At 70.9% G+C, this 25,806-nt stretch carries 24 protein-coding genes; 15 read left to right on the top strand and 9 right to left on the bottom strand.

The window, feature by feature from the left end:
- Positions 1-115 precede the first annotated feature (115 nt).
- A complete protein-coding gene (locus AC1RTC_RS05555; RefSeq protein WP_493154778.1) occupies positions 116-1,516 on the top strand; it encodes an aspartate ammonia-lyase in 1,401 nt (466 codons plus the stop codon).
- Here AC1RTC_RS05555 and AC1RTC_RS05550 read toward each other — a convergent pair.
- Together AC1RTC_RS05550 and AC1RTC_RS05545 are read right to left on the bottom strand one after the other, a co-directional pair.
- Positions 1,513-2,070: a protoporphyrinogen oxidase gene (locus AC1RTC_RS05550; RefSeq protein WP_493154479.1), complete on the bottom strand. Its 558-nt coding sequence runs from the start codon at positions 2,068-2,070 to the stop codon at positions 1,513-1,515. The two genes, AC1RTC_RS05555 and AC1RTC_RS05550, sit on opposite strands and share 4 nt — an antisense overlap.
- Positions 2,071-2,215: 145 nt before the next feature.
- On the bottom strand, positions 2,216-4,684 hold the full coding sequence (locus AC1RTC_RS05545; RefSeq protein ID WP_493154478.1) for an ATP-dependent DNA ligase: 2,469 nt from the start codon (positions 4,682-4,684) through the stop codon (positions 2,216-2,218).
- A gap of 94 nt (positions 4,685-4,778) precedes the next feature.
- Here AC1RTC_RS05545 and ku point away from each other — a divergent pair, with 94 nt between their 5' ends.
- A complete protein-coding gene (gene ku / locus AC1RTC_RS05540) occupies positions 4,779-5,633 on the top strand; it encodes a non-homologous end joining protein Ku (RefSeq protein WP_493154477.1) in 855 nt (284 codons plus the stop codon).
- A 133-nt stretch (positions 5,634-5,766) separates the two neighbouring features.
- Here the strand turns inward: ku and AC1RTC_RS05535 are convergent, their stop codons facing one another.
- From AC1RTC_RS05535 to AC1RTC_RS05525, 3 genes are read right to left on the bottom strand one after another with little or no spacing between them, the layout of a single operon-like run.
- A complete protein-coding gene (locus tag AC1RTC_RS05535) occupies positions 5,767-6,759 on the bottom strand; it encodes a YihY/virulence factor BrkB family protein (protein ID WP_493154476.1) in 993 nt (330 codons plus the stop codon).
- Entirely contained in the window at positions 6,752-7,270 is a 519-nt protein-coding gene (locus AC1RTC_RS05530) for a DUF6328 family protein (protein WP_493154475.1), read from the bottom strand. The genes AC1RTC_RS05535 and AC1RTC_RS05530 overlap by 8 nt, the downstream gene beginning before the upstream one ends.
- The gene (locus AC1RTC_RS05525; protein WP_493154474.1) at positions 7,267-8,745 is read right to left on the bottom strand and encodes an AlkA N-terminal domain-containing protein; all 1,479 of its coding nucleotides are present in this window, start codon (positions 8,743-8,745) and stop codon (positions 7,267-7,269) included. The genes AC1RTC_RS05530 and AC1RTC_RS05525 overlap by 4 nt, the downstream gene beginning before the upstream one ends.
- Before the next feature lie 128 nt (positions 8,746-8,873).
- Here AC1RTC_RS05525 and AC1RTC_RS05520 point away from each other — a divergent pair, with 128 nt between their 5' ends.
- Genes AC1RTC_RS05520 through AC1RTC_RS05500 form a run of 5 tightly spaced genes read left to right on the top strand, consistent with a single transcriptional unit; the run spans position 8,874 to position 12,758 of the window.
- Entirely contained in the window at positions 8,874-9,272 is a 399-nt protein-coding gene (locus AC1RTC_RS05520) for a TraR/DksA family transcriptional regulator (protein ID WP_493154473.1), read from the top strand.
- Positions 9,273-9,312: 40 nt separating this feature from the next.
- Positions 9,313-10,713, top strand: a complete 1,401-nt coding sequence (locus AC1RTC_RS05515) for an FAD-binding oxidoreductase (protein WP_493154472.1) — start codon at positions 9,313-9,315, stop codon at positions 10,711-10,713.
- Positions 10,714-10,759: 46 nt separating this feature from the next.
- Complete coding sequence (locus AC1RTC_RS05510) at positions 10,760-11,371, top strand: hypothetical protein (RefSeq protein WP_493154471.1); 612 nt, start codon at positions 10,760-10,762, stop codon at positions 11,369-11,371.
- A gap of 27 nt (positions 11,372-11,398) precedes the next feature.
- A complete protein-coding gene (locus AC1RTC_RS05505; RefSeq protein ID WP_493154470.1) occupies positions 11,399-11,944 on the top strand; it encodes a carboxymuconolactone decarboxylase family protein in 546 nt (181 codons plus the stop codon).
- Positions 11,928-12,758, top strand: coding sequence for a mycofactocin-coupled SDR family oxidoreductase (locus AC1RTC_RS05500; RefSeq protein WP_493154469.1), 831 nt, complete (start codon positions 11,928-11,930; stop codon positions 12,756-12,758). The genes AC1RTC_RS05505 and AC1RTC_RS05500 overlap by 17 nt, the downstream gene beginning before the upstream one ends.
- Here AC1RTC_RS05500 and AC1RTC_RS05495 read toward each other — a convergent pair.
- On the bottom strand, positions 12,755-13,906 hold the full coding sequence (locus AC1RTC_RS05495; RefSeq protein ID WP_493154468.1) for a GlxA family transcriptional regulator: 1,152 nt from the start codon (positions 13,904-13,906) through the stop codon (positions 12,755-12,757). The two genes, AC1RTC_RS05500 and AC1RTC_RS05495, sit on opposite strands and share 4 nt — an antisense overlap.
- Before the next feature lie 80 nt (positions 13,907-13,986).
- On the opposite strand from AC1RTC_RS05495, the gene AC1RTC_RS05490 reads away from it, so the two are divergent.
- From AC1RTC_RS05490 to AC1RTC_RS05480, 3 genes are read left to right on the top strand one after another with little or no spacing between them, the layout of a single operon-like run.
- The gene (locus tag AC1RTC_RS05490; RefSeq protein WP_493154467.1) at positions 13,987-15,255 is read left to right on the top strand and encodes an MFS transporter; all 1,269 of its coding nucleotides are present in this window, start codon (positions 13,987-13,989) and stop codon (positions 15,253-15,255) included.
- 4 nt (positions 15,256-15,259) lie between these two features.
- Complete coding sequence (locus tag AC1RTC_RS05485; RefSeq protein ID WP_493154466.1) at positions 15,260-16,078, top strand: hypothetical protein; 819 nt, start codon at positions 15,260-15,262, stop codon at positions 16,076-16,078.
- Positions 16,079-16,110: 32 nt separating this feature from the next.
- A complete protein-coding gene (locus tag AC1RTC_RS05480) occupies positions 16,111-17,391 on the top strand; it encodes a PrsW family intramembrane metalloprotease (protein WP_493154465.1) in 1,281 nt (426 codons plus the stop codon).
- Between the two features lie 220 nt (positions 17,392-17,611).
- Here AC1RTC_RS05480 and AC1RTC_RS05475 read toward each other — a convergent pair whose 3' ends face one another.
- Together AC1RTC_RS05475 and AC1RTC_RS05470 are read right to left on the bottom strand one after the other, a co-directional pair.
- Positions 17,612-18,928 carry an MFS transporter gene (locus tag AC1RTC_RS05475; RefSeq protein ID WP_493154464.1) on the bottom strand — a complete coding sequence of 439 codons (1,317 nt, stop codon included), beginning with the start codon at positions 18,926-18,928 and terminating at the stop codon, positions 17,612-17,614.
- A gap of 1 nt (position 18,929) precedes the next feature.
- Entirely contained in the window at positions 18,930-20,003 is a 1,074-nt protein-coding gene (locus AC1RTC_RS05470) for a hypothetical protein (RefSeq protein ID WP_493154463.1), read from the bottom strand.
- A 182-nt stretch (positions 20,004-20,185) separates the two neighbouring features.
- Here AC1RTC_RS05470 and AC1RTC_RS05465 point away from each other — a divergent pair, with 182 nt between their 5' ends.
- From AC1RTC_RS05465 to AC1RTC_RS05445, 5 genes are all read left to right on the top strand, one after another.
- Positions 20,186-22,414 (top strand): HelD family protein, encoded by a 2,229-nt coding sequence (locus tag AC1RTC_RS05465; protein WP_493154462.1) that lies wholly within the window; start codon positions 20,186-20,188, stop codon positions 22,412-22,414.
- Positions 22,415-22,598: 184 nt separating this feature from the next.
- The gene (locus AC1RTC_RS05460; RefSeq protein ID WP_493154461.1) at positions 22,599-23,396 is read left to right on the top strand and encodes a nuclease-related domain-containing protein; all 798 of its coding nucleotides are present in this window, start codon (positions 22,599-22,601) and stop codon (positions 23,394-23,396) included.
- Between the two features lie 27 nt (positions 23,397-23,423).
- On the top strand, positions 23,424-23,555 hold the full coding sequence (locus tag AC1RTC_RS05455) for a hypothetical protein (RefSeq protein WP_493154460.1): 132 nt from the start codon (positions 23,424-23,426) through the stop codon (positions 23,553-23,555).
- Positions 23,552-23,914: a nuclear transport factor 2 family protein gene (locus AC1RTC_RS05450; RefSeq protein ID WP_493154459.1), complete on the top strand. Its 363-nt coding sequence runs from the start codon at positions 23,552-23,554 to the stop codon at positions 23,912-23,914. Before AC1RTC_RS05455 ends, AC1RTC_RS05450 begins: the two co-directional genes overlap by 4 nt.
- The gene (locus AC1RTC_RS05445) at positions 23,911-24,534 is read left to right on the top strand and encodes a hypothetical protein (RefSeq protein WP_493154458.1); all 624 of its coding nucleotides are present in this window, start codon (positions 23,911-23,913) and stop codon (positions 24,532-24,534) included. Before AC1RTC_RS05450 ends, AC1RTC_RS05445 begins: the two co-directional genes overlap by 4 nt.
- Positions 24,535-24,540: 6 nt before the next feature.
- Here the strand turns inward: AC1RTC_RS05445 and AC1RTC_RS05440 are convergent, their stop codons facing one another.
- Complete coding sequence (locus tag AC1RTC_RS05440) at positions 24,541-25,719, bottom strand: MarP family serine protease (protein ID WP_493154457.1); 1,179 nt, start codon at positions 25,717-25,719, stop codon at positions 24,541-24,543.
- Positions 25,720-25,806 lie beyond the last annotated feature (87 nt).

Genomic DNA, 25,806 nt, shown 5'->3' with positions numbered 1-25,806 from the left:
GAGTACCGATACCGCGCAAACCATTGCCGGTGACGAGAACTCGCCTCGCAGGGCCTACGAGACTGCCCTCGACCTCACCGCCGAGACACGGGAGGAGACAGACTCGCTCGGCTCGATGCCCATCCCCGTGGACGCCTACTGGGGCATTCACACCGCGCGCGCTCTGGAGAACTTCCCGATCACGCGCCGCGCGATCTACAACTACCCGGACCTGGTCCGCGCCCTCGCCCGCGTGAAGCAGGCGTGCGCCAGGGCGAACGCCGAGATCGGGGTGCTCGACCCCGAGAAGGCCCGGATCATCGACCAGGTCTGCGAGGAGATCGTCGCGGGCGACCTGCACGCCGAGTTCCGGGTGGGGGTCATCCAGGGCGGGGCGGGCACCTCGACGAACATGAACGCCAACGAGGTGATCGCGAACCGGGGCCTCGAGCTCATGGGCTACCCCAAGGGCGACTACGCGCACCTGAGCCCGATCGACGACGTCAACCGGAGCCAGTCCACGAACGACGTCTACCCGACGGCCATCAAACTCGCCATGGTGTTCGGGGTGCAGCGCCTCCTCGCGGAGCACAAGCTTCTGACGGCCGCCTTCGCGGCGAAGGGCCGCGAATTCTCGAACATCCTCAAGATCGGCCGCACCCAGCTGCAGGACGCCGTGCCGATGACCCTCGGCCAGGAGTTCGGCGGCTTCGCCCACACCCTCGCCGAGGACTACGACCGCCTGAGCGAGTCGATCCCGTGGCTCAACGAGATCAACATGGGCGCCACCGCGATCGGCACCGGCATCACCGCCGACCCGCGCTACGCGGAGGCGGTGCGCAAGCACCTCGTGGAGGTCACGGGCATCGAGATGGAGACCGCGCCGGACCTCATCGAGGCCACGAGCGACGCCGGCATCTTCATGACGGTGAGCGGCATCCTCAAGCGCGCCGCCGTGAAGCTCTCCAAGATCTGCAACGACCTGCGCCTGCTGTCGAGTGGTCCGCAGGCCGGATTCGGCGAGATCAACCTCCCCGCGCGCCAGGCCGGCTCGTCGATCATGCCGGGCAAGGTGAACCCCGTGATCCCCGAGGTCGTGAACCAGGTCGCCTTCAGCGTCATCGGGGCGGATGCCACGGTCACCGCGGCCGCGGAGGGCGGGCAGTTGCAGCTCAACGCGTTCGAGCCGGTGATAGCGCACTCGATCCTGCAGAGCCTCGCCTGGATGACCAACGCCTGCTACACCCTGAGGGTCAACTGCGTGGACGGCATCACGGCCAACACGGAGCGCCTGGCGATGCAGGTCGAGACGAGCGTGGGCGTCGTGACGGCTCTCACGCCGTACATCGGCTACGCGGCAGCAGCCACGCTCGCGCACACGGCGCTCACCACGAAGGCCTCGATCGCCGACCTGGTGGTGGACGCCGGGCTCATGACGGCCGAGAAGGTCGCCCAGGTGCTGTCGCCGGAGCGCCTGAGCGGGATGGTCGCGATGACCGGGCCGCTCACGCTCCCGGTCATCCCGCCGCAGAGCTAGCGCTTCTGGGGGCCGCCTTCGCCGTCCGCGTCCGGGTCGGGCACGGTGTCGAGGGCGGCATCCCGGGCCTTGCCTGCGGCCTCCACGGCGCCGTCGACGGCAGCCTCACCGCGCTCGCGGAGGTCGCTCGCGACCTCGCCGGCGCGGGCGCGCACGTCCTTGGCGGTTGCCGCGGCCCTCGCGGAGACGTCCTTCGCCGTTGCAGTGGCCTTCGCGGAGACGTCGGAGGCGACGGTGGCGACCTGGCCGGCCACGTCCCTTGCGGTCTCGGACACCTGGCCCGCGACGTCGGTCGCGACCGTGGCGACCTTGCCGGCGACATCCTTGGCGACGCCCGGGGCCGCCTTCGCTGCCGCCTCCGCCCGCTCGCGGATGATCGGCGCCTGCTGCCGGGCGTAGGCCTCGACATCCTTGCGGGCGCGGACCACGCGAGGGTCCTCCCACAGCTCGGTGACCTTGGCCTTCATCTGGTCGTAGCGGGCGCGGCCGTCGCGGGTTCCGAGGACGTATCCGATGGCGACACCGACGGCGAGGACGAGGATTCTGGGCTTCATGGGTTCAGCCTAGGCGCGCCCGCCCACCGCGGGCAGGGGCTTGCGCTGCGTGCGGCAGTCACTACGCAATGCTTGCGGAGGATGACACGCGGGGAGGCCAGCACCCCGTCCCGGCCGCGCGGCGCGTCATCCTCCGCAAGTGGGCCTAGCTCTCCGGCACGACCTCCGACGGGTCCTTGTCCGGGCGCCAGCCGCGCCAGCTCGGCTGGCGGAGCTTGCCCGTCGGCGTCCACTCCGCGAACTCGACCTCGCCCACGAGCACGGGGGAGATGTAGTGGGCGTCCTTCGCCTCCGTCGCGGGGAGCTCCGTGAACGGGCTCGTCTTGCGCTCGAGGCGCCGGAACCGGGATGCCATCGCGTCGAGGTCTCGATCGGTGAATCCCGTGCCGACCCTGCCGACGAAGCGCAGTCCGCCGCCGTCCGGGATCCCCATGAGCAGCGACCCCACGCGGTGCGCCCGGTTGCCAGCGCCGGGCCTCCACGCTCCGATCACGACCTCCTGCGTGAGGTGGTGCTTTAGCTTGATCCACGACCGAACCCGCTTGCCCGCGCTGTAGGTGCTCGTGCGCCGCTTGGCCATGACGCCCTCGAGCCCGAGCTTGCGGCTCATCGCCATCGCGGCGCGCACGTCGCCCTCGAACACCGGCGGCACCTGCACGGCGCCCACGGAGCGGACGGTCTGCTCCAGGGCCTCGCGGCGCTCGGTCCAGCTCGACGCGGCGAGGCTCTTTCCCGCCACCTCGAGCACGTCGAACGCCATGAAGTGCACCGGGACCTTTTTGGCGGCGGCCTCGACCTCGGCGAGCTTGGTGAGGCCCATCCGGCGCTGCAGCAGTCCGAAGTCCGGGCGGCCGGCCCGCGTGAGGGCGACGATCTCGCCGTCGATCACCGCGTCGCCGTCGACCGCGTCGGCGAGGGCGGCCAGCTCGGGGTAGCGGGAGGTCACGTCCACGCCGTTGCGGCTCGTGAGGCGCACCTGCCCGCGAGAGACCTGGGCTATCGCGCGGATGCCGTCCCACTTCATCTCGAACGCCCACTCCTGCGCAGCCTCGGGCGAGTTCAGTCCCAGATCGCCCTCCGTGCCGAGTGTCGCGAGCATCGGGCTCGGGGCATCCCGGTCCCTCTTCTCCTTGCTCCCGCCGATGACCTTCCGCCTCGAGTCGGCCTTCGTGTGCCGGGTCGGCTGCTCGTCTACCGGCTTCATCAGATGGATCAGCCACGTGTTCTCCGCGCCGTCCCGCCCACCGGTCTGGATGAGCGCGTAGCGGTGCGAGCCGTGCTTCTCGCCGTGCAGGGTCGCGATGACCTCCTTGCCGTCGCGCCACTTCTCCAGCTCGTAGGTCCCCTGGTCCCAGATGGTCACCTCGCCCGCGCCGTACTGGCCCGCGGGGATCGTCCCCTCGAACGTGCCGTACTCGAGGGGGTGGTCCTCGGTCTGCACGGCCAGGTGGTTCTTCGCGATGTCGGTCGGCACGCCCTTGGGCAGCGCCCAGCTCACCAGCACGCCGTCGTGCTCGAGGCGGAAGTCGTAGTGCAGCCGGCTCGCGTGGTGCTCCTGGATCACGAAGGTCTGCCCGGCGGTCGGCGGCGCGACTCCGCTCGGCACCGGCTCCGGAGTGATCGACCCGTCGCGCATGCTGCGGTACTTCGCAAGGCGGTCGTCTGCGCCGTCCGCGTGCTGGAAGCCGGCCATCCGCTCGGGCGTCGGCTCGAGCGACGACAGGTGGCCGGCGGTGAGCTCGGCCAGGATGTCGCCCCGCTTCGCCACTCGTCTGATCATCTCCTCATACCCGACCTGCGCCAGGTCGGGGGAGTCGAGCTCCTTCCAGGTGCGCGGCGCCGCGACCATCGGGTGCGACCGCCCGCGCAGCGAGTACGGCGTGATAGTGGTCTTGTTGCCGTTGTTCTGACTCCAGTCGACGAGCACGCGGCCCTCGCGCAGGGCCTTCTTCATGTCGCTGACGACGAGGTCGGGATGATCGGCCTCCAGCGCGCGGGCGAGCTCGTGCGCGACCTCCGACACCTGGTCGCTGGTCTGCTTCCCCTCGAGGGCCGCGTAGAGGTGGATGCCCTTGCTGCCGCTCGTGACGGGCATCGGGTCGAGCCCCATGTCCTTCAGGATCGCGCGGGCCCACCGCGCGACCTCCGCGCACTCCTGCAGTCCGGCGCCGGGCCCGGGGTCGAGGTCGAGCACGAGGCGGTCGGGGTTATTGCGCGCGCCCGTGCGGCCGAACTGCCACTGCGGCACGTGGATCTCGAGCGCGGCGATCTGCCCGAGCCAGGTGAGGGTCGCGAGATCGTTGACGAGCGGGTAGGTGTTGACGTGGTCGGAGTGCTGCAGCTCGCGGCGCGCGACCCACTGCGGGGTGGAGCGCTCGTCGAGGTTCTTCTGGAAGAACATCTCGCCCGGGTCGTCGTCGGTGCCGACGCCGTGCACCCAGCGCTTCCGGGTCGCCGGCCGGTTGCGCGCGTGCGGGATGAGGGCGCTCGCGACGCGCGCGTAGTAGTCGAGGACATCGGCCTTGGTCGTGCCGGTCTCGGGGTAGAGCACCTTGTCGAGGTTGGTCAGCTTGAGGCGGTGCCCGTCGATCGTCACCACCTGGTCTTCTGCCATGCCCTTATCCTCTCCGCGCGCGCCCCGCCATGGCTAGCGCTTGACACCAGCCTGCACGAGAATGTGTACGGAGTTCACATCGAAGGGCAGGCTCATGCGATCCATCTGGAAGGGCGCCATCACATTCGGGCTGGTCAACGTGCCCGTGAAGGTCTACAGCGCCACGGAGGACCACGACGTCTCGCTGCACCAGGTGCATGCGAAGGACGGCGGCCGCATCCGCTACAAGCGCACGTGCGAGCTCGACGGCGAGGTCGTGGAGTACGCCGACATCGCCAAGGCCTTCGACGACGGAGACAAGACCGTCATCCTCACCGACGAGGACATCGCGATGCTGCCGGCCGAGAAGAGCCGTGAGATCGACGTCGTGGAGTTCGTGCCGAGCGACCAGGTCGACTCCATCATGTTCGAGAAGAGCTACTACCTGGAGCCCGACTCCAAGTCGGTCAAGGCCTACGCGCTGCTGCGCCAGACGCTCGAGCAGACCGACCGCACGGCGATCGTGCAGTTCGCGCTGCGCCAGAAGACCCGCCTCGGCGCTCTGCGCGTGCGCGGCGACGTGCTCATGCTCCAGGCGCTCCTGTGGGACGACGAGGTGCGCGAGGCCAAGTTCGCCTCCCTCGACGAGAAGGTCACGATCACCGACAAAGAGCTCGAGATGTCGCAGGCGCTCGTGAAGAGCTTCGAGGCCGACTTCGACCCTGCCCGCTTCACTGACGACTACCAGGACCAGCTCAAGGAGCTCATCGAGGCCAAGCTCGAGAAGGGCGACGCTGTCGACACCGCCGAGACGTTCGGCGAGGCGGCGGAGGAGTCCGACGGCGGCGGCGAGGTGCTCGACCTCATGGAGGCCCTGCGTCGCAGCGTCGAGAAGAACCGGGCGGCGAAGGCTCCGGCCAAGAAGGCGCCCACGAAGAAGGCACCTGCCAAGAAGGCCAAGGCCGGCTGAGCGTGCCGGGGTTGCGCCGGCATCCCCGAGCCCGCGCGGAGGTTTCGGCACCGTGCTCTTTCCGCGGCGCGCGCACGGGTCCGAATAGTCCGCATGGGTGGGGGCTGGCAGCAGCGCGTCCCGCTCAGCCCGCTCAGCCCTCCGAATTCTCCCGGATCACTCGGCCCTCCGCCTCGTCCTGAGAGCGCTGCCGCGCGAGCATGAGGTTGCGGTTGGTGTCGCGCATCGGCAGCTGCACCACCTCTTCGGCCCGGATGCCCGCGCGCAACTGTCGCAGCCGGACGAGCTCCGCGTCCACCTCCGCGCCGAGCACGAGCACAAGGTTGGTGATGTAGAGCCACAGCAGCAGCGCGACGCCGCCGCCGAGCCATCCGTAGATCCGGTCGTAGGTGCCGACCGTCGACACGTAGAGCGTGAACGCCGCGGTGGCGAGGCCCCAGGCGACGATCGCGAACAGCGCGCCGAAGCTCACCCAGCGCAGGCGGCCGTGCCGCACGTTGGGCGTCGCGTAGTAGAGGACCGCGATCAGCAGCGTGAACAGGACGGCGACGGCCGGCCACCGGCCGACGACCCAGACAGCGAGCCAGGGCTCGGCGAGGCCGACCGCCGACGCCACGCGCTCCGTGGTCAGCAGCAGCACGGCGATGGCGGCGAAGATCGCCAGCAGGAACACTGCGAGCACAAGCATCAGACCGCGGAACTTCCAGATCTGCCGGCCCTCCTGCACTTCGTACACGGTGTTGACGGCGCGGCCGAACCCGGTCGCGTAGCTCGAGAGCGACCACAGAGCGAGAACGAGGCCGAGCGCGAGCGCGATTCCCGGGTTGGTGACCGTGAACAGCTGCGTGAGCGGCTCCTTGATCGTCGCCACGGTCTCCGGCTGCACGACCTCGCCCACGATCTCGAGGAGGTTCGCGGCGGCATTCTCGCGGCCGTTGCCGATCGAGTAGGCGGAGACGACCGTGAGCGCCATCGGGAACAGCGCCAGCGAGGAGAAGAACGTGAGCGCGGCGGCGGAGTCGATGCCCCGGTGGCGCACGAACCCGTGCCACGCGCGCCTCGCGGCGTACCGCCAGTCGCCGCGCTGGAACGCCCGAGCCGTCGGCTGGGCGGCGGGGTCAGACACGCGGCTCCTTGGACGACACGGCCCTCGCCCGCACCACGGCCGGCAGTGCGATCCACGCGAGGACGACGACCGCCAGTGCCGCGACGCCCGCGATGACGCCCGCCTCGCGGCCCACCACCACATCGAAGATGAGCATCGCCGTGCCGGTGAGCGTGAGACCGACCGCCGCGAGCGTCGCCTTGAGCATGAAGTTCGCGATCTTCACGATCGTGCCCTTGGCCCGGCGCCGGAACAGCGCGCGGTGCAGGGCGACCGGCGAGAGCGCGAGGGCGGTGGCGAGCGCGGCCACGATCACCAGGCCGAGGTAGGTGTCCGTCTGGTAGTCGTCGAGGTCAGTGAACCTCTGCTGGAAGGCGAGCGTGAGCAGGAAGCCGGTGAGGATCTGCGTGCCGGTCTGGATCACCCGCAGCTCCTGCAGGATCTCCGTCCAGTTCCGGTCGTTGCGCTCGCTCTCGGTCTCGTCGCGGCCGTCGTGCGGGTCGACGTCGGCGTGCGGGGTCGGGCTGCTCATGCTCCGATCGTACGGTCTGCTGCTCGCGGGGCCACAGGCCTTGCGCGCCACAGGTGGAGTCCGGCATAGCTGCGCCACGGGGCCCAGCGGCGGGCGTGGTCGGCGAGCCCCTTCGTGGTCCCGGGGAGGCCGAGGGCGGCGGCGCTCTGCAGCATCACGAGGTCGGTGCCGAGCAGCACGTCCGGGTTGCCGAGCACGCGCATGGCGAGGTAGCCCGCGGTCCACGGGCCGATCCCCGGCAGTGCGACCAGCCTCGCCGTGAACTCGTCGGCGGGCATCCCGACGTCCAGCACCAGATCGCCGGATGCCAGCGCCTCCGCCGCGCCCATGATCGTCTCGATCCGGCTCGCCGGGCCCCGCAGCACCTCGCGGCCGCCCTCGACGAACTGCGCGGCGGTCGGGAACAGCCCGTCCGTCCCGAGCGTCCTCGTCAGCGTGCCGAGCACCGTGCGCGCGGCCGCCACCGAGATCTGCTGGCCGACGAGCGTGCGGAACAGCGCCTCCTCCGCGTCGACAGCACCCGGCAGCCGGATGCCCGGCCGCACGCCCACGAGCGGCCCGAGCACCTCGTCGCGGGCCAGCGCGGTGTCGATCGCCACGGAGTCGGCGTCGAGGTCGAACAGCCGTCTGACGCGCGCGACGAGGGTGGACACGTCCGCGATGCTCTCGAGGCGAGCCGAGCAGCGCACGCCGGTCCCGTCCAGCTCCAGGCGCACGCGGGCGATGCCCCCCGGGAGCCGCATCGCGCGCTCGAAGTGCGTCTCGTCGCCGGACTCGAGCCCGGCCACCGTGTGATCGGCGAAGAACCGCATGAGGCCGGCGCCGTCGAACGGCGCGCGGGCGGGCAGGCGCAGTGCCAACGAGGACGTGGCGCCGGTCGACGGCGCCTCCGCCGCGAGCGCGCGGCCGCCGCGCCGGGCGAGCCTGCGCAGGTCGCTCGGCGTCGTCTCGTACACGGCGAGGATCGTGTCGTTGAACTGCCGGATGCTGGAGAAGCCCGCCGCGAACGCGACCTCGGAGATCGGCAGCTCCGTGGAGGCGAGCAGGGTGCGGGCGCTCTGCGCGCGGTGGGCGCGGGCGAGCGAGAGCGGGCCGGCTCCCAGCTCCGACACGAGCACGCGCGTGAGGTGGCGCGGGGTGTAGCCGAGGCGTGACGCGAGCCCCGGCACGCCCTCGCGCTCGACGACGCCGTCGGTGATCAGCCGCATCGCGCGCGAGGCGAGGTCGTCGCTCAAGTTCCAGTCGGGGGAGCCCGGCACCGCATCGGGCTGGCACCGCTTGCACGCGCGAAGCCCCGCCTCGTGGGCGGCCGCCGCCGTGCGGTAGAAGCTCACGTTCTTCTCGCGCGGGGTCATCGCCGGGCAGCTGGGGCGGCAGTAGATGCCCGTCGAGTGCACACCGGCGATGAACTGGCCGTCGAACCGCGAGTCGCGAGACGACAGCGCACGGTACTTCTCGGCGAAGGCGGCGTCCATGACCCCAGAGTCCCACGCGCCACCGACGTTCTCTAGCGGGAATCGGACACGGCCCGCAGCTGTATCCCATCGAGGGGGCGGAACGCAAGGTCTACCTGTTGTTCACCGTCCACCCCGATACTTGGCGCGTGACCGCAGAACTGAAGCCCTCAACGACCACCGCCCACGACCGCCCCCTCACGGCCGCGCAGAGCACGCGCATCCGCACCCGCCTCATCGCCGATCTGAAGGAGGCCCACGACCTCGAGGCCCAGCTGAGCCACGAGATCGCCGACGGCATCGAGTCGCGCCGCGGCTCGTCCAACGACGAGATCGACGACCCCGAGGGGTCGAACACCGCCTTCGAGGGCGCGCAGTCCCGCGCCATGCTCAAGCAGACCACGCAGCACGCCCGCGAGATCTCCGAGGCGCTCGCCCGACTGGACCAGGGCAGCTACGGCACGTGCAGCTCGTGCGGCGGCGCGATCGCGAAGGGCCGCCTCGAGGCGCGCCCCTCGACGCAGCACTGCATCTCCTGCGCCGCGTAGAACCGGCCGTGGCGACCCGGTCGCTGCATAGAATCACAGGATGAGCGTCACCAGCCCCAGCCACGCGTCCGCGCACCACGGCGACGACGACAGCGGTGTCGTCGCGCTGCTGAGGAGCGCACTGGGAGAGGCCGTCTCGACCGACGCGACCGCCCTCGACACTGCCCGCTCCGACAGATCCGGGCACGTGTCGGGCAGCGCGCCGCTCGCCGTGGTGTCGGCGCGGACCGTCGACGACGTCCAGGCCGTGCTGCGCATCGCCTCCCAGACCGGCACGCCGGTCGTCACCCGGGGCGCGGGCACCGGCCTCGCCGGCGGCGCGATCGCGGAGGCCGGCCAGATCGTGCTCTCCACCCTCGCCATGGACCGGCTGCTCGAGGTGTCCGTCGACGACGAGCTCGCCGTCGTGCAGCCCGGCATCATCAACGCCGCGCTCAACGAGCAGCTCGCGCCGCACGGGCTGTGGTTCGCCCCGGACCCGGCGAGCCGCGCGATCTCGACGGTCGGCGGCAACATCGCGACCAACGCGGGCGGGCTGCTGTGCGCCAAGTACGGCGTGACGCGCGACGCGGTCCTCGGGCTCAAGGTCGTGCTGGCGGACGGGCGGCTGCTCGAGCTCGGACACCGCACGGTGAAGGGCGTCACCGGCCTCGACCTCACCGCCCTCATGGTCGGCTCCGAGGGCACGCTCGGCGTGATCGTGGAGGCGACGGTGAAGGCGCGCCGCCTGGTCACGGGGCCGGTCGCCATCATCAGCGCCAATTTCGGGACCGTGGATGACGCGGCGCGCGCCGCCGCCGTCATCACCTCGTCCGGCCTCCACCCGGCCATCATGGAGCTCATCGGCGAGAGCGCCATGGCGGGCATCGCAGCGCACCTCGGCATCGACCACCCCGGCGGCTCCCAGCTCATCATCCAGGCCGACGGCCCCGCCGCCCAGACCGAGGCGGACGGCATCGTCGCCGTCATCCGCTCCCTCGGCGGCACCGTGGAGCTGTCGCTCGACCGCGCCGAGGGGGAGCGGCTGTTCGGCATCCGGCGCGCGTTCCACCCGGCCATGGCCGCGCAGGGCACCGTGCTCATCGAGGACGTGTGCGTGCCCCGCAGCGCCCTGCCCGCGATGTTCGGCGCGATCGGGGAGATCGAGGCCAAGTACGGCATCACCATCCCGACGGTGGCCCACGCCGGCGACGGCAACCTGCACCCGAACTTCATCCTGGGTCAGAGCAGCGACGTCCCGGACGAGATCTGGTCGGCGGCCGACGAGCTGTTCCTCGCCGCGCTCCGCCTCGGCGGCACTCTCACGGGCGAGCACGGCATCGGCATCCTCAAGCGGCGCTGGCTGCGCGATGAGCTCGGCGACGACCAGCTCGCCCTGCAGGAGCAGATCAAAGCAGTATTCGACCCGCAGGGCATCCTCAACCCCGGCAAGGTGTTCTAGCGCGGCCGAGGGGAATAACGAGGGCAGACTGATCGTTCTGTCTTTTATGACTCGCAGTACCGCCCCCCGCCCCGCCGAGGGCGAAGTACGCGTCCAGGTCGCCGCTGTCGCCCTGAGCGCGCTCGGCACCCAGCTCGCCGGAACCGTGGACGCCGTCGCTCGCGACAGCATCGGCTTCGCCCGCGGCGACCGTGTCGCCTTCGGAGCTCCGAGGCCCGCGTCCGGCCGACTGATCGTCGCCGAGCGCGACCTCATCGGCGTGCCCGCGGACGTGAGCCTGGATGCCGCGGCCGGCCTGTTCCCGTGCGCCCTCCTCGCGCGTGCTGTCACCAAGCAGGTGCACACCGTCGGCCGGGGCGACCGCGTCGCCGTGCGCGACACCTCCGCGCTCGCCCCGTTCATCCGCGCCTGGGTGCAGTACCTCGGCGGGGAGCTCGTCGACGACTACGCCCAGGTCACCGTGACCGCCGAGGACATCCGCGCGGCCCGGGCCTGGAAGTCCGCCCACGGCACCGCTCAGCAGGCCGCGGCCGACGTGTTCGCCGCGATCCGCGCCGGTGCGTTCGACTCGATCCAGTTCAGCACCCCGGACGAGGCCCGCCGCGGCTCGCGATCGCCCGTGCTGCTGCATCCCGCAGAGGTAACACTCGCGGCCTGACCCGGGCCTGCCGGTACCCTAGGTCGCATGACCTTCTTGCCCATCACGCAGTACGACGACCTGGGTCCCGAGGGCAAGGCGGCCAGCGACCGGCAGGTGGAGCTGCACGGCGGGCGGATCACCAACATGAAGGCGACCCTGCTCAGCCACGTGCCGAGCTTCACCGCCTACATGGAGTGGTACACGCTGCGCGACGAGCTCGTGCCCTTCATCGGCGAGCGGGCGGTGTCGCTGTTCTCGTACGCGATCTCCGACGAGAACGACTGCCTGGTGTGCTCGGTGTTCTTCCGGCGCATCCTCATCGACAACGGCGAGGACCCCGACAACCCCCAGGTCACCGAGGCCGAGCAGCTGCTCATCGACTGGGGCAGGCTCATCGCGAGCAACCCCGGCGGTATCGAGCCCGAGTTCTACGCCCGCCTCGAGAAGGCGTTCAGCCCGCAGCTGCGCGTGCTGCTGCTCGCGTTCGCCGGGCAGATGGTCGCGACGAACCTGTTCAACACCGTGGGGCGCGTGCCGCTCGACGAGGTGCTGTACGACTACCGCAAGCCGGGCGATGAGCGCACCTCCTGACCTTCCGGGGCGGGCTTTTGAGGGGCGCTGTGCCTTCGTCACCGGCGCCGCCCACGGCCAGGGCCGGGCGGTAGCCCTCGCGCTCGCCGCCGAGGGCGCCGACATCGTGGGCTTCGACGTCGCGGCCAAGATCGAGTACCCGGCCTACGCGCAGGGCTCCACCGCCGAGCTCGACTCCCTCCGCACCGAGGTCGAGGCGCTCGGCCGCCGTGCTCTCGTCTTCACCGGCGATGTCCGGGATGCCGCGGCGATCCAGTCCGCGGTCGACGAGACCGTCGCGCAGCTCGGCCGCATCGACGTGCTGTTCAACAACGCCGGCATCGTCGCCTACGCCGCGGCCGACGAGATGACCGAGCTTGAGTGGAGCACGATGATCGGCGTGAACCTCACCGGTCCGTTCCTGGTCGCGCGCAGTGTCATCCCGGTCATGAAGGCGCAGGGCAGCGGGGTCATCATCAACAACTCGTCGGTCATGGGCCTGCGCGGCGGCAACCGGCTCTCGCACTACGTCGCGTCGAAGCACGGGCTCACCGGTCTCACGAAGGCGTGGGCGATCGAGCTCGCGCCGCACGGCATCCGGGTCGTGAGCATCCACCCCACGGGAGTGGACACCCCGATGAACGACGGGCTCGCCGAGCTCGAGGGCGCCACCGCGGCCGAGATCGCGGAGCGCAGCGCGGGCAACCTGCAGCCGGGCGTCCCGTGGATCGAGACCCGGGATGTCGCGGAGCTCGTGCTCTACCTCGCCTCCGACCGGGCGCGCTACGTGACCGGCAGCCAGCACGTCGTCGACGCCGGCCTCCTCACTCGCTAGACGCTGCCCTCCACCCTCTCCACCCTGCCCTCCACCCTGCCCTCCACCCTCTCCTCCCTCTCCTCCACCCTCTCCACCCTCTCCTCCCTCTCCTCCCTCTCCTCCACCCTCGAATCGTCAAAAGCTGCTCTCCATCTCGACATCTGGAGCGGTTTTCGCAGACTCGTCGGAAGGCTCCCGCTCAGGCTGAGGCAGGGCGGAACACGCGGCGGTACTCCGTGGGGGACTGCCCGAAGCGGCGCTGGAACTGCGAGCGCAGGTTTGGTGCCGCTGCCGAGACCGCTGAGGCGCGCGATCTCGTCGACGTAGAGGTCCGTGCCCTCGAGCAGCTCGCGAGCGCGGGCGAGCCGCTCGGAGGTGATCCACGCCGTCGGGCTGGTGCCGGTCTGCTCCCGGAAGCGCCGCGTGAAGGTGCGCTCGCTCATCGCGGCGCGGCGGGCGAGGGAGTCGACGCTGAGCGGGTCTGCGAGGTGCTCGCTCGCCCACGCGAGCACGGCCGAGAGGCGATCGCCGTCGTCCGCAGGGCGCCAGCGCTCGATGAACTGCGCCTGGCCGCCCGCGCGGCGCGGCGCCATCACGAGCCGACGCGCAGCTTCGTTGCCGAGCGCGACCCCGAAGTCCACGGAGATGAGGTGCAGGCACAGGTCGAGCCCCGCCGCGACCCCGGCCGAGGTGAGCACTCCGTCGTCGACGTACAGCACGTCGGGCTCGAGCCGAACCCGCGGGAAGGCCGCCCGGAACTCGTCGCTGCGCCGCCAGTAGGTCGTCGCCCGCCGCCCGTCCAGAAGCCCGGTGGCGGCGAGGGCGAACGCGCCCGTGCATATCGAAACGATCCGGGCGCCGCGATCCCGGGCGGCGTGCAGCACCTCGTTCAGCTCCGGGTCGAGCGAGTCCGCGCGCGATGCCCGTGCGCCCGATCCCGGCAGCACGATGACGGTGTCCGCCTCCGCGACGATCGAGAGCCCGTGCCCGAGCACCGCGGTGAACCCCGCGGACGTCTCGATCGGCGCACCGCCGGGGGAGCACACGCGCACCCGGTAGCGCTCGGCGCCGTGCTCGTCGGTCAGTCCCTCGAACACCTGCGCGGGCATCCCGAGGTCCATGGCGTGCGCGCCCGGCAGGGCAATGGCGACGACCTCGTGGGGCATGGCAGCCTTCTCCCGGTTTTTGGCGGGATTGTTGCGTTATCCGCACTCCCGGCCACTCTTCCAGCCACCATACTCGAACCATGACCACAACGCCCGTCCGCACCCGGCGCCTCCACCCGGCCTGGATCGTCGCCATCGTCGCGTTCCTCGCCCTGGTCGGCGCCGCCGGCTTCCGGGCCGCGCCGGGCGTGCTCATGCTCCCGCTCGAGGACGAGTTCGGCTGGACCCGCACCGAGCTCTCCATCGCCGTCACGGTCAACCTGCTCCTCTACGGCCTCATGGCGCCCTTCGCCGCAGCCCTCATGGCCCGTTTCGGCCTTCGCAGGGTCACGTCGGTCGCACTGCTCCTGGTCTGCGCGGGCGCGGGTCTGAGCATCTTCGCGACGGCCCCGTGGATGCTCGTGCTCACCTGGGGCGTGCTCATCGGGCTCGGCACCGGGTCGATGGCGCTCGTGTTCGCGGCGACGGTCGCCGACCAGTGGTTCATCAAGAGCCGGGGACTGGTCGTCGGCATCCTGACCGCGGGCAGCGCCACCGGTCAGCTCGCATTCCTGCCGTTCATCGCGCAGCTCGTGGAGGCGCAGGGCTGGCGCCAGGCGTCCCTGCTGGTCGCCGGGGGAGCGCTGCTCGTCGTACCGCTCGTGCTGATCTTCCTGCGCAACAAGCCCGTCGACATCGGGATGACCCCCTATGGCGCGCCGGACACCTACGTCTACGAACCACCCGTCCGCGGCAACGCGGTGAAGATCGCACTCGGCACCCTGCGCCGCGCCACCAAGGTGCGCACGTTCTGGGCGCTCGTGGCGGGCTTCGCGATCTGCGGCGCGACGACGAACGGGCTGATCGGCACGCACTTCATCCCGAGCGCGCACGACCACGGGATGCCGGAGACCACGGCCGCCGGGCTCCTGGCCGTCGTGGGCGTGTTCGACATCGTCGGCACTATCGCGTCCGGCTGGCTCACGGACCGGGTGAACCCGCGCATCCTGCTCGCCGGGTACTACGCGTTCCGCGGGCTCGGCCTGCTCGTACTGCCGTTCCTGCTCTCGGCGACCGTGCAGCCGCCGATCATCATCTTCGTGGTCATCTACGGGCTCGACTGGGTAGCGACGGTGCCGCCGACCGTGGCACTGTGCCGGGAGGTCTTCGGCAAGGACGGCCCCATCGTCTTCGGCTGGGTCTTCGCCTCGCACCAGTTCGGCGCCGCGATCGCCGCGACCGTGGCCGGCGTCGTGCGCGACCAGACCGGCCAGTACACGGCGGCCTGGTTCGGCGCGGCCGGGCTGTGCCTCGTCGCTGCCGTGGTGAGCGCGACCATCACCCGCCGCAAGCAGGTGCAGTTAGTCTGAGCGTGTGGACGACTCCTGGATGCTCCCCGCCGCGGCTCTGGGCGTGTGGCTCGTAGCCCTCTCCTTCCAACTCGCCGACCTCGGAACGGCGCACTTCGACGCGCGGCTCCTCGCCCGCGGCAACCGGACCGTGGTGCGCCTGCACCCGGTCGCGTGGGTGGTGCCGTTCGCCGCGCTGGCGGTCGTCGGGCTGTTCCTCGGACTCGACTGGGCCTCGCGCCTCCTCTTCGAGGAGCGGGATCCGCTGCCCGCCGCGATCGTCGCGATCGGCGCGCTCGTGGTCCTCGTCGCCGTGTGGCTCGCCGTGACCGTGGCCGCCACCCGGCCCGCCGCGGACAGCTACCGCGCGCTGCGCGACGAGCTCGTCGATGTCGCCGGCACCCGCGTGCCGCAGGAGCGGCTCGACGAGATGCGCTCGCGGCTGTCCGCGATCGACGCCGACCGTGACCGCACGCCGCCCGCCCCTGACGCCTCAACCCTGGCTGTCGCCCGGTGGGTGTTCTACCGGCCGCAGCGCGTGCTGCCGCCGCTCGCGGGCGTGCTGCTGCTCGTGCTCGTGAGCATCTCGGCGGCCGAGAACCCCGGCCGTGGCTGGACGCTCGCGGTGGCCATCGGATCCCTGGTCCTCACTACGGTGCTCGCCATTGCGGGGGCGCGGGCATCCCTCGTCCTGCTCAATGCGGTGCGGGACACGCAGGTTGAGTACCGCGCAGAAGTGGTTCACCTGCTCACTGAGGCGGAGAAGATCTCCAAGAAGCCGGTCGCCGGCCTGGGCGAGCGCGTGTCGCGGGCGCTGCAGATCCTGCGCGAGCAGCAAGGGTAGACACGGCTGCTCCTGCCGATAGTGTCTGAAGCATGACTTCGACAGACCCCACGTCGGCCACGCCCGACCTCACGGCCTCCGCCCAAGCACCGAAGCCCCAGCCGACGGCGGCGCCCGAGGATGTCGCGGCGCACGCCGCGGCCACCGTGCAGCCCGGCCTCACCACGCCGCTCCGCCGGCGCAGCACGGCTGTGGTGCTCGGGATCGTCGGAGTCGTGATCCTCGCCGTACTCGCCCTCCTCGTGGTCGGATACCTGCTCATCGGGCTGGGACCGGACGCGTTCGCGCTCGGCGGCGTCATGGCCCTCGTGCCCCTGGCTATCGTGTTCTTCGGCGTCCGCTGGATCGACCGGTGGGAGCCTGAGCCCCGCCTCGCCGTCGTGTTCGCGTTCCTGTGGGGCGCGGCCGTCGCGGTCATCATCGCGCTCGTCGTGGGCGCGGGCGTCGACCCGCTCATCACCGCGCTCTCGCAGGGCGACGACTTCACGTACCAGTTCATCGGCGCGGTCATCCAGGCGCCCCTTGTCGAGGAGAGCGCGAAGGGCCTCGGCCTGCTCGTGATCTTCTTCGCGGCCCGCAAGTACTTCGACGGCCCCGTCGACGGCATTGTCTACGCGGCGTGGATCGCCGGCGGGTTCGCGTTCACGGAGAACATCCTCTACTTCGGAGGCCAGCTGCTGGACGTCGGCACCGTCGCGGACGGCAGTGTCGGCGAGATCTTCCTCATCCGCGGCATCATGTCGCCGTTCGCCCACATCATGTTCACGTCGGCGACGGGCATCGCGCTCGGGTTCGCGGCGCGCTACCGCAGCCCGCTGGCCGCGATCGGGCTGTTCCTCGTCGGGCTCATCCCGGCCATGTTCCTGCACGCCCTGTGGAACGGCGCGCTGTTCTTCGTGAGCGACTTCTACGGCTACTACGCGATCGTGCAGTTCCCGCTCTTCGTGTTCGGGGTGCTGCTCGTCCTCTTCCTGCGCCGGCAGGAGTCCAAGCTCACCCACGACCGGCTCACCGAGTACGCCGCTGTCGGCTGGTTCTCGCAGGACGAGATCCCCGCGCTCTCGACGCCGCACGGCCGTCGCCAGGCGCTGGCCTGGGCAGCGCAGTCCGGCAAGCGGAAGGCCATGAAGCTCTACATCCAGGATGCGACGCGCCTCGCGTTCGCCCGTCAGCGCATCATCACCGGCCGCGGCGGTATCGGGGCACAGGCCGACGAGGCCGCCCTGCTCGGCGCCATCGTGGAGTCGCGGAAGAACCTCGTCGGGGCGGGCTCGGCGCTCGGCTCCCCGGCGACGCCCCCCACTCCGGCGTAGGGACGCGCCGCCGCGCCCCGCCGCGGCCCCGCCGCACCCCCGCCGCCCATGCGGAGGTTTCGACACGATGCGCCCGCCGAAACCTCCGCATCGTGTCATTAGGGCCGCGCGGCTGGCGGCCAGGCGGTGGCGGTGTGGTGGCGGGGCGGCGGGGTGGCGGGGCGGCACGGCGCGGGGTGGCGTGGTGGCGTGGTGGTCGCGGCGGGGCGGCCCCGCGCGGCTAGCGCTGCGGGTCGAGCGCGTCGTACCGGCGGAAGCTGCGCTGGATCCGCAGCACCACCGCGATCAGCACGATGATAGCCACGCCGCCCAGCAGGGGCGGGAACCACAGGGTGGTGAGGCCGGCGAGGCCGCCGATGAACAGCTCGCCGAGCCTCGGTCCGCCCGTCACGACGACGGTGAAGACGCCCTGGATGCGGCCGCGCATGTCGTCCGGGGCGGCGGACTGCATCATGGTCATCCGGAAGATGGTGCTGACGTTGTCCGAGGCGCCCATGCCCGCCGACATCAGGGCGGCGAGGATCAGGGCGGGGATGTTGGCGCGCGAGATGTCCTCCCCGACACCGCCGAACCAGCCGGTCGACATGAACCCGAGCACGGCGCCCATGCCTGCCACGAACAGGCCGTAGACCGCGATCGCCCAGCCGATCGCGACACCGTGCCAGCGGTAGCCGGTGAGGCGCCCGGAGAACAGGCTCGACAGCACCACGCCGATCGCGCCGGCCGCGACGAGCACGCCCACCGTGATCGAGCCGCCGCCGATCACGAGCGCGCCGACCGCCGGGAACAGCACCTGCGGTCGTCCGAAGGTCATCGCGATGACGTCCACGAGGAACGAGGTGCGGATGTTCGGCGCGGTGCGCAGGAAGTCCCAGCCGCCCTTGAGCGACGCCCAGCCCGGCCGCGTGGTCTGCCCCTCGGGCCGAAGGCCGGGCAGCGTCACGATGCCGAGGAACCCCACGAGGAAGAGCGCGACATCCACGGTGTAGGTCAGCCCGAAACCGCCGACCGCGACAAGGACGCCGGCGAGGGCCGGTCCCACCGTGAGCGCGACGCCGAAGCTGATGCCGCCGAGCGCGGATCCCGCGGGCAGCAGGCGCGCCGGGAGCAGACGCGGGATGATCGCGAACCGCGTGGTGGCCGAGGTGCTCGCCGTCACCGCGCCGATGACCGCGAGCACGTAGAGCGGCCACACGATGTCGATGTGCAGCCAGGCCAGCACCGCGAGGGCGACGCTGCACAGCCACGAGATCGTCGACGACCAGATGAGCACGGTGCGCCGGTTGAAGTAGTCGTTGAGAAGCCCCGCGTAGATGCCGAACACGATCATGGGCACGAGGGCGAAGCCGGAGACGAGCGCCACCGCGAACGTCGACCTCGTGATGTCGTAGACCTGCAGCCCGATCGCCACGAGCGTGAGCTGCGCGCCGATCGCGGAGACGGCGGTGCCGATCCACAGCCGCGCGAAGGCCGGGCTCTCGCGCAGTGGCGCAAGGTCGATCAGGGCGCTGCGGCGCCGCGGAGCATCCTCGCCCACGTCAGTTGCCGAAGATCAGGCCGGCAACGAACGGCCAGGCCCAGAACACCGCGAACACGGCGACGAGGATGATCGCGCCGACCGAGACCCCGCGCTTGAGCCGCTGCCCCTGCGGAGCGACGATGTTGGCCGCGGGGTTGCCGACGCGCTCGTCGGAGTAGCGGTCAGTCTGGGTGAGGGTCTTCGCGCCGACCGAGTCGACGATGCCCAGCAGCCGCTCGTGCACGGCGGGCTGGCGGAGGTCGAACGTCGATGACGAGTACACGAACATCCACTTGTCGACGATCTCGACATCGAACGGGGAGCCCGCCTGGGCGGACACCGCGTCGATCAGCCGCGCCATCAGGTCGGGCGTGAACACGTAGAGCGCGTCGCGCTCGTACTCCTTCGGGCAGTAGAGCGTGAAGTAGTTGTCGAAGTCGCCCTCGAGATGGAGGATCTGGTCCTTGCTGAACGTCGCCGGCAGGTTGCTCCCGCCGAACAGGCCGTTGTTCGCCTTCGAGTCGAGCACCATGTTGGGCAGCGCGCGATCGAGCTGCAGCGCGAGGAAGCCCCAGTTGTGCGTCGTCTGGTTCTTCCCGCTGCCCGTGATGTAGCGGTAGTTGCCGTAGTCGAGGAAGCGGCCGGATGCCGACTGCAGGTGGTCGACGGCGGTGCGGCTGCGCCCCTGCTGGAAGATCGCGCCGGGGTACTGGGGGTCGACCCCGGTGGGGGAGAACACGAGCCCGTTGGCGGAGGCGAAGCGGTCCAGCCGCATCCAGCGCTCCCAGCGCCCGCTGCCGAGGAGCGAGCGCCCGATGAGGATCGCGATCACGACGAAGAAGACGATGAACACGCCGGGGAAGACGAGCCCCAGGGGGGAGACGCCGCCGTAGCCCGAGGAAAGAGAGGTGACGATGCCGCCGACGAACCCGAGCACGACGAACGCGAAGATCGCGAGTACCACGAGGGCGATGATCGCAGTGACCACGGCAGAGCCGTTCGAGTACTGCGGGCGGGTACGGGCGGACTGGCGGAACGCCGCGACCTCCGCCTTGGTGACCGGCGCCGTGAGGGCGGAATAGTCGGTAGTCACCCACCCAGCTTGCCAGACAGACTCATCGCCCAGTGGCGGGGCACTGCCTCCGGCTCTTCTGGGCGATGAGTTGTACTGCCCCCAGACTCCCACCGGCGGTCCGGTGGCGCAAGACCCCCACCCGCATCCACGTAGAATAGACAGTCCTGTTTTCGTGAGGTTCAGGGAGAGGCAGCACCCGCATGGCGAGCGAACTCGAGCGCGAGCGCGACTACGTGGGAGCCCTGTACTCGCGCCTCGACGAGCTGCGGGACGAGGCCCAGCGCCAGCTCGAGTCGGTGCGCAGGTCGAACCCCGGCGGCACCCACCAGAACCGGTCGGAGCGCGACTCGTTCGCCCGCATCTACGAGGACCGGATCGCCCAGCTCAGGCAGATCGACGAGCGACTGGCGTTCGGACGGCTCGAACTCGGCACCGACGACACGGACAGTGTCTACCGCTACATCGGCCGCATCGGCCTGCGCGACGAGGACCAGCAGCCGCTGCTGCTCGACTGGCGGGTTCCGCAGGCCCGCGCCTTCTACCAGGCCACCGCGGCGACCCCCCTCGGCGCCCGCGCGCGCCGGCACCTGCAGAGCCAGGGCCGGAACATCGTGCGGATCGACGACGAGATCTTCGACGAGGCGCTCCTCACCGAGGATGTCGAGTCCCTCCAGGGCGAGGCCGCGCTCATGGCGACCCTCAGCTCGCAGCGCACGGGGCGGATGGGCGACATCGTCGCGACGATCCAGGCCGAGCAGGACAGGATCATCCGCAGCGAGCTGCGCGGCACTCTCGTCGTGCAGGGCGGGCCGGGCACCGGCAAGACGGCTGTTGCCCTGCATCGAGCGGCGTACCTGCTGTATTCGCACCGGGAGCGGCTCGCGGCATCCGGAGTGCTGATCGTTGGTCCGTCCCGCAGCTTCCTGCAGTACATCGAGGCCGTGCTGCCGTCGCTCGGCGAGACCGGGGTGGTGCTCGCGAGCGTCGGGCAGCTGTTCCCCGGCGTGGATGTCGCGCGCGAGGATGCCGCGGACGTGGCGGCGCTGAAGGGCTCCCTCGAGATGGCGCAGCTGATCGCGCGGGCCGTGCGCTCGCGCCAGGTGGTGCCGCGCGAGCCGCAGGTCGTCGACGTGAACGGCGAACTGCTCACCGTCCCGCCCCAGCTGATCCACTCGGCGATGCAGCGCGCCTGGGACGGCAAGAAGCCGCACAACCTCGCCAGGGTCGCCTTCAACAAGGCGGCGCTCGCCGCCCTGGCGCGGCTGCTCGCCGACCAGCTGCGCGACCACGGCAACACGATCGAGGAGAGCGACCAGGCCTGGCTCCGGGAGGACCTGCGCACCTCGCACGACGTGAAGGTCGCCCTCAACACCGCGTGGCTGCCGCTCACCCCGCAGAAGCTCTTGCAGGACCTCTACGCGCGCCCGCAGTGGCTGGCCTCGCTCACCCCGCGCTGGACGCCCGAGCAGCGCGCCCTGCTCCTGCGCGCGCGGGACGAGCCGTTCACGGTGTCGGACGTGGCCCTCCTCGACGAGGCCGCCGAGCTGCTCGGCGAGGTCGACGCGGGGGCCGAGGGAGACAGGCGCGAGCTCAAGCAGCAGCGCAAGCGCGACCTCGAGAACGCCAAGGCCGCCATCGAGAACATGCAGGTCGAAGGCCTGGTGGATGCCCGCACCCTCGCCGAGGGTTTCGAGGCTTCCGTCGAGCGGGGCACGACGGCGGAGCTGGCCGCGGCCGACCGCACCTGGGCCTACGGCCACGTGGTCGTCGACGAGGCGCAGGAGCTGTCTCCCATGCAGTGGCGCCTGCTCATGCGGCGCAACCCGCTCAAGTCGTTCACGATCGTCGGCGACATCGCGCAGGCCTCCGCCGCGGCCGGCGCCTCGAGCTGGGCCGCCGCCCTCGAGCCGCACGTCACCGACTGGCGCCTGGAGGAGCTCACGGTCAACTACCGCACTCCCGCGCAGATCTCCGAGGTCGCGGAGGCCATGGCCGTCGCGCACGGCGTGAACATCACCCGGTCGCGGGCGGTGCGCGAGAGCGAGTGGCCGGTTGACGTGGTGCGGACCGACGACCTCTCCGCCGCCGTCGCGGCCACGGTCGCGGCCGATCGCGCCATCGGGGACGGCACGGTCGCGGTGATTGTGAGCGAGTCGCTCGTCGACGACGTGTGGCCGGCGCTGTCGGCATCCCTCGGGCAGGATGTCGGGCGGGGAGCCGCCGGCCTCAACCGCGCGGTGGCCGTGCTCACCCCGCAGGAGTCGAAGGGGCTCGAGTTCGACGCGGTAGTGGTGGTCGAGCCGCAGCGCATCGTGGACGAGATCGCGCGCGGCGCCGCCGCCCTCTACGTGGCGATGACGAGGCCCACCCAGCGCCTGCACCTGGTCACGACCGGAAACCTTCCAGTGGGGCTTGAGTCCCCCGCATAGGGATGCCTAGTAGTGGGGGCTGTGCGAGGTTGTCTCAGTCGCGCACACTGTAACTACGAACAAGCCTTCGGGGGAGGGAATGTTCGGAAGTGAAACGAGTAGGGCCGGAGGCGGGGGAGCCTCCGGCCCAACGTTCTTTCCGTCTCAGTCAGGCAAGGGTCCCCTAGAGCGAAGAGGGGGAGGGATGCACAACAACCGCATCCTCCGCGAGCGAGTTGCGGGGCAGTCGGCCATGGCCGCTGTCGTCCGCGCCCAGGCGTCAGCGCCCGAGCTCAGCCGTCTTGCCAAGATCTTCGGGGTCAGCCCCCTCACGCTCGAGGCGCGCGCGCACTACCGCGGCGCGCTCGGCGAGCTGCTCGTCGGCGATGTGCTCGAGAACCTCGGGCCCACGTGGGACGTGCTGCACGACCTCCCGCTCGACGGCGTCGTCGTCGACCACCTGCTGATCGGACGCGCCGGGGTCTTCACCGTCCGCGCGGCGAACTACGGCCGCAACGAGGTCGCCATCGACGACGACACCATCACGGTGGGCGGCGAGCGGCGCGACGACCTCGCACGGGCCGCCGCCGGTGCCGCCGAGGTGTCCCGGCTCCTCTCCGCCGCGGCGGGCAAGCCCGTCCGCGTCCGTCCCCTTCTCGTGGTGGTCGACCCGCTCCGGCTCGTCATCAAGGCACCCGCGTCCGGCGTGCGAGTGCTGGCGTCGCGCGACCTGGAGCGCGTGCTCGCAGACTCACCCCGAACGCTCACCGGCGAGGAGGTCGCAGAGATCTCCGACCTCGCCGACCTGGAGGGCACCTGGCCGACGCCCGTCACCCCCGAGCTCGACCCCCAGGCGCTGCACCGCGACTTCGGGACGATCCGCACCAGCGTGAACGACTCGTTCGTGCGGCGCATCCTGTGGGCCGCGGCGGCGACAATCGTCGTCTACGCCTCGGTGTGCTCGGTGATCGCCGCTCTGGTCACGGTGGTCGTCAGCTCCTAGTCATTCCCGCGGCGTATCGTGAAGCGCATGGGACAGATGATCGACATCGACGGAGTCGGCGCCCGCCAAGCACGGCTTCTTCAACGACACTACGATCGGGATGCCGCGGCCGACGCCTGCCCGTTGGCGCTGTCGTTCTTGGAGAAGGAGCTCGCATGACCACCGCCACCGACGTAGCAGCATGGGTCCAGCGGTACCTCACCGCGTGGGAGTCCAACCTCGCGGACGACATCCGGGCGGCCTTCACAGAGGACGCCGAGTACCGCGGCCGCCCGCACGAGGAGCCCGCGGTCGGGCATCCCGCCATCGTCGCGGCCTGGCTCGAGAACCAGGACGCTCCCGGAACGTGGACGTTCGAGTGGCACCCGGTCGCCCTCGAGGGCGATGTCGCCGTCGTCCAGTGCGTGACCGCGTACTCGCTCGGCGACAAGAGCGGCACCTACGACAACCTGTGGGTGATCCGGCTCGCCGACGACGGCCGCGCGCGGGAGTTCACGGACTGGTGGATCGGTAGGTGACGGCCCGCACCCGCTACGCCCTTCTCGGCGTCGGCGGGCTCGCGCTGGCGGTTGCGGTGGGCCTGCTCATCGCGCTCGCGCTGCGCTCACTCCCGGCCGCGCAGCCCGGGGCCGGTCCGACGAGCACGCCACCGGCCGCCACGCCCACGGGTGCGGTCCCGCCTGCGCCGGCGCCGTCCGAGGTGCCGGAGCCGCGGCCCGACCCGCGGAAGAACGAGTGCGTCGACGCGCTCGGCGATTCGACCGTCGACCTCGACTCCGTGCAGCTCGAGCTCCACGACGGCGACCTGGTCGCGCAGTTCCGCTTGGCGGACGTGCCGGATGTTGAGGCCGGATTCGGCCTCAACATCGAGCGCAGCGGTAACAAGGCCTACCTCCTCGGAGTCGCCCTCGAAGACGGCAAGGTCGACCGGGTGTTCGTGCAGGACTTCGACCGCTCTGACACCGACGACCTCGACACCGACCACGTGCAGGCCGACGGCGGCACGTTCACTGTGGTGTTCCCGCGCGACTCGATCAGGCGCATCGGCAACGACTGGCGGTGGTCTGCGTTCGCGACGGCGGCCGGGGCCGACCCCGACCGCTGCCCCGGTGCGGACCAGTTGAGGTTCGAGCGGTAGCGCTCGCTACTCCGCGATGCAGGCGCCGGATGACACGGGCTCGGTGAGCCCCGCAGCCTGATTGGTGACCGGCTCCAGCTCGGTCATGGTCATGGCGTAGCCGACGGTGTCGTGGTCGCCACTGCGGGCGAAGACCACACCCGCGACCGAGCCGTCGAGCGTCAGCAGCGGACCGCCCGAGTTGCCCTCCCGCACGTCGGCGGCGAGCGTGTAGACCTCGCGCTGGTTGCGGGTCTCCCCGTAGATGTCGGGCACCGCCGGGCTCGTGACCGAGATGACGTTCGCCGCGCCGGACGTGAAGGGGCCGCCGTACGGGTAGCCCTCGATGGCGGCATCCGTGTTGGCGGGCAGCGTCGCGCCGAGGGGGAGCGCCGGGGCGTCGAGACCGGGCACCGCGATCACGGCCAGGTCGTCGACCGGGTCGAAGTAGACGATCGTGCCCGCGAGGGACTGGCCGCTGAGGGTCTCGACGACCGGCTCCGTGACCCCCGCGACGACGTGGGCGTTGGTGACGACCCGATCGTCGTACACGACGAACCCGGAGCCGGACTGCGAGACGCCGCAGGCGTAGGCATTGCCGGTGATGCGCACGACCGACTGCGCGGCGGTGTTGAGGGCGCCGCTGCCGGTGTCGATCTGCGGGATCGTCGGGTTTCCCTCGAGTGCGCCGGTGAAGAGCGGGATGCCCTTGTCCACGACCGCGCCGCGCACCTGGGCCAGGAACGACTCGACCGGATCGGGAGTGAGGGTGTTGACGATGCGCAGGAATGTGGAGCCGGAGATCGCCCGCGAGAGCACCGGAACGCCCAGCTGCGCCACGCTGAAGGAGACCATCGAGGCGACGAGGGCGGCAACGATGCCCGTGACCAGGGCGCCGAGAACGCGGTCCAGTCCACTCAGTGGGCTGTGCAGGATGCCGCGGCGGAGCCAGCGCCCGATCAGGCTGCCCAGCGCGTGCCCGAGGGCGACGAATCCGATCGCGACGACGACCGTGACACCGAGCCGCAGGAACGGGATCGGGACGAGGGGAGCGACGAGGGGCGCGAGGAAGAACGCGGCGATGATTCCGGCGATGATGCCCGCGATCGTGAAGACGCTCCGGGAGAGCCCGTTGCGGAAGCCGTAGGCGATGTAGCCGACGAGCATGAGGACCAGCAGGACGTCCAAGATGAGCGACTCGGTCACGTGCCCATCCTCCCATGGAGCGCCTGCGAGGGGCGCGCGGGGAGCGGGACCTTCGACTAGGCGGGAGGGCGAGGCGGGAGCTCTGGC

The organism is Rhodoglobus sp. GW821-FHT12B09, assembly GCF_058809925.1.
This window is presented reverse-complemented; position numbering and strand designations above follow the sequence as displayed.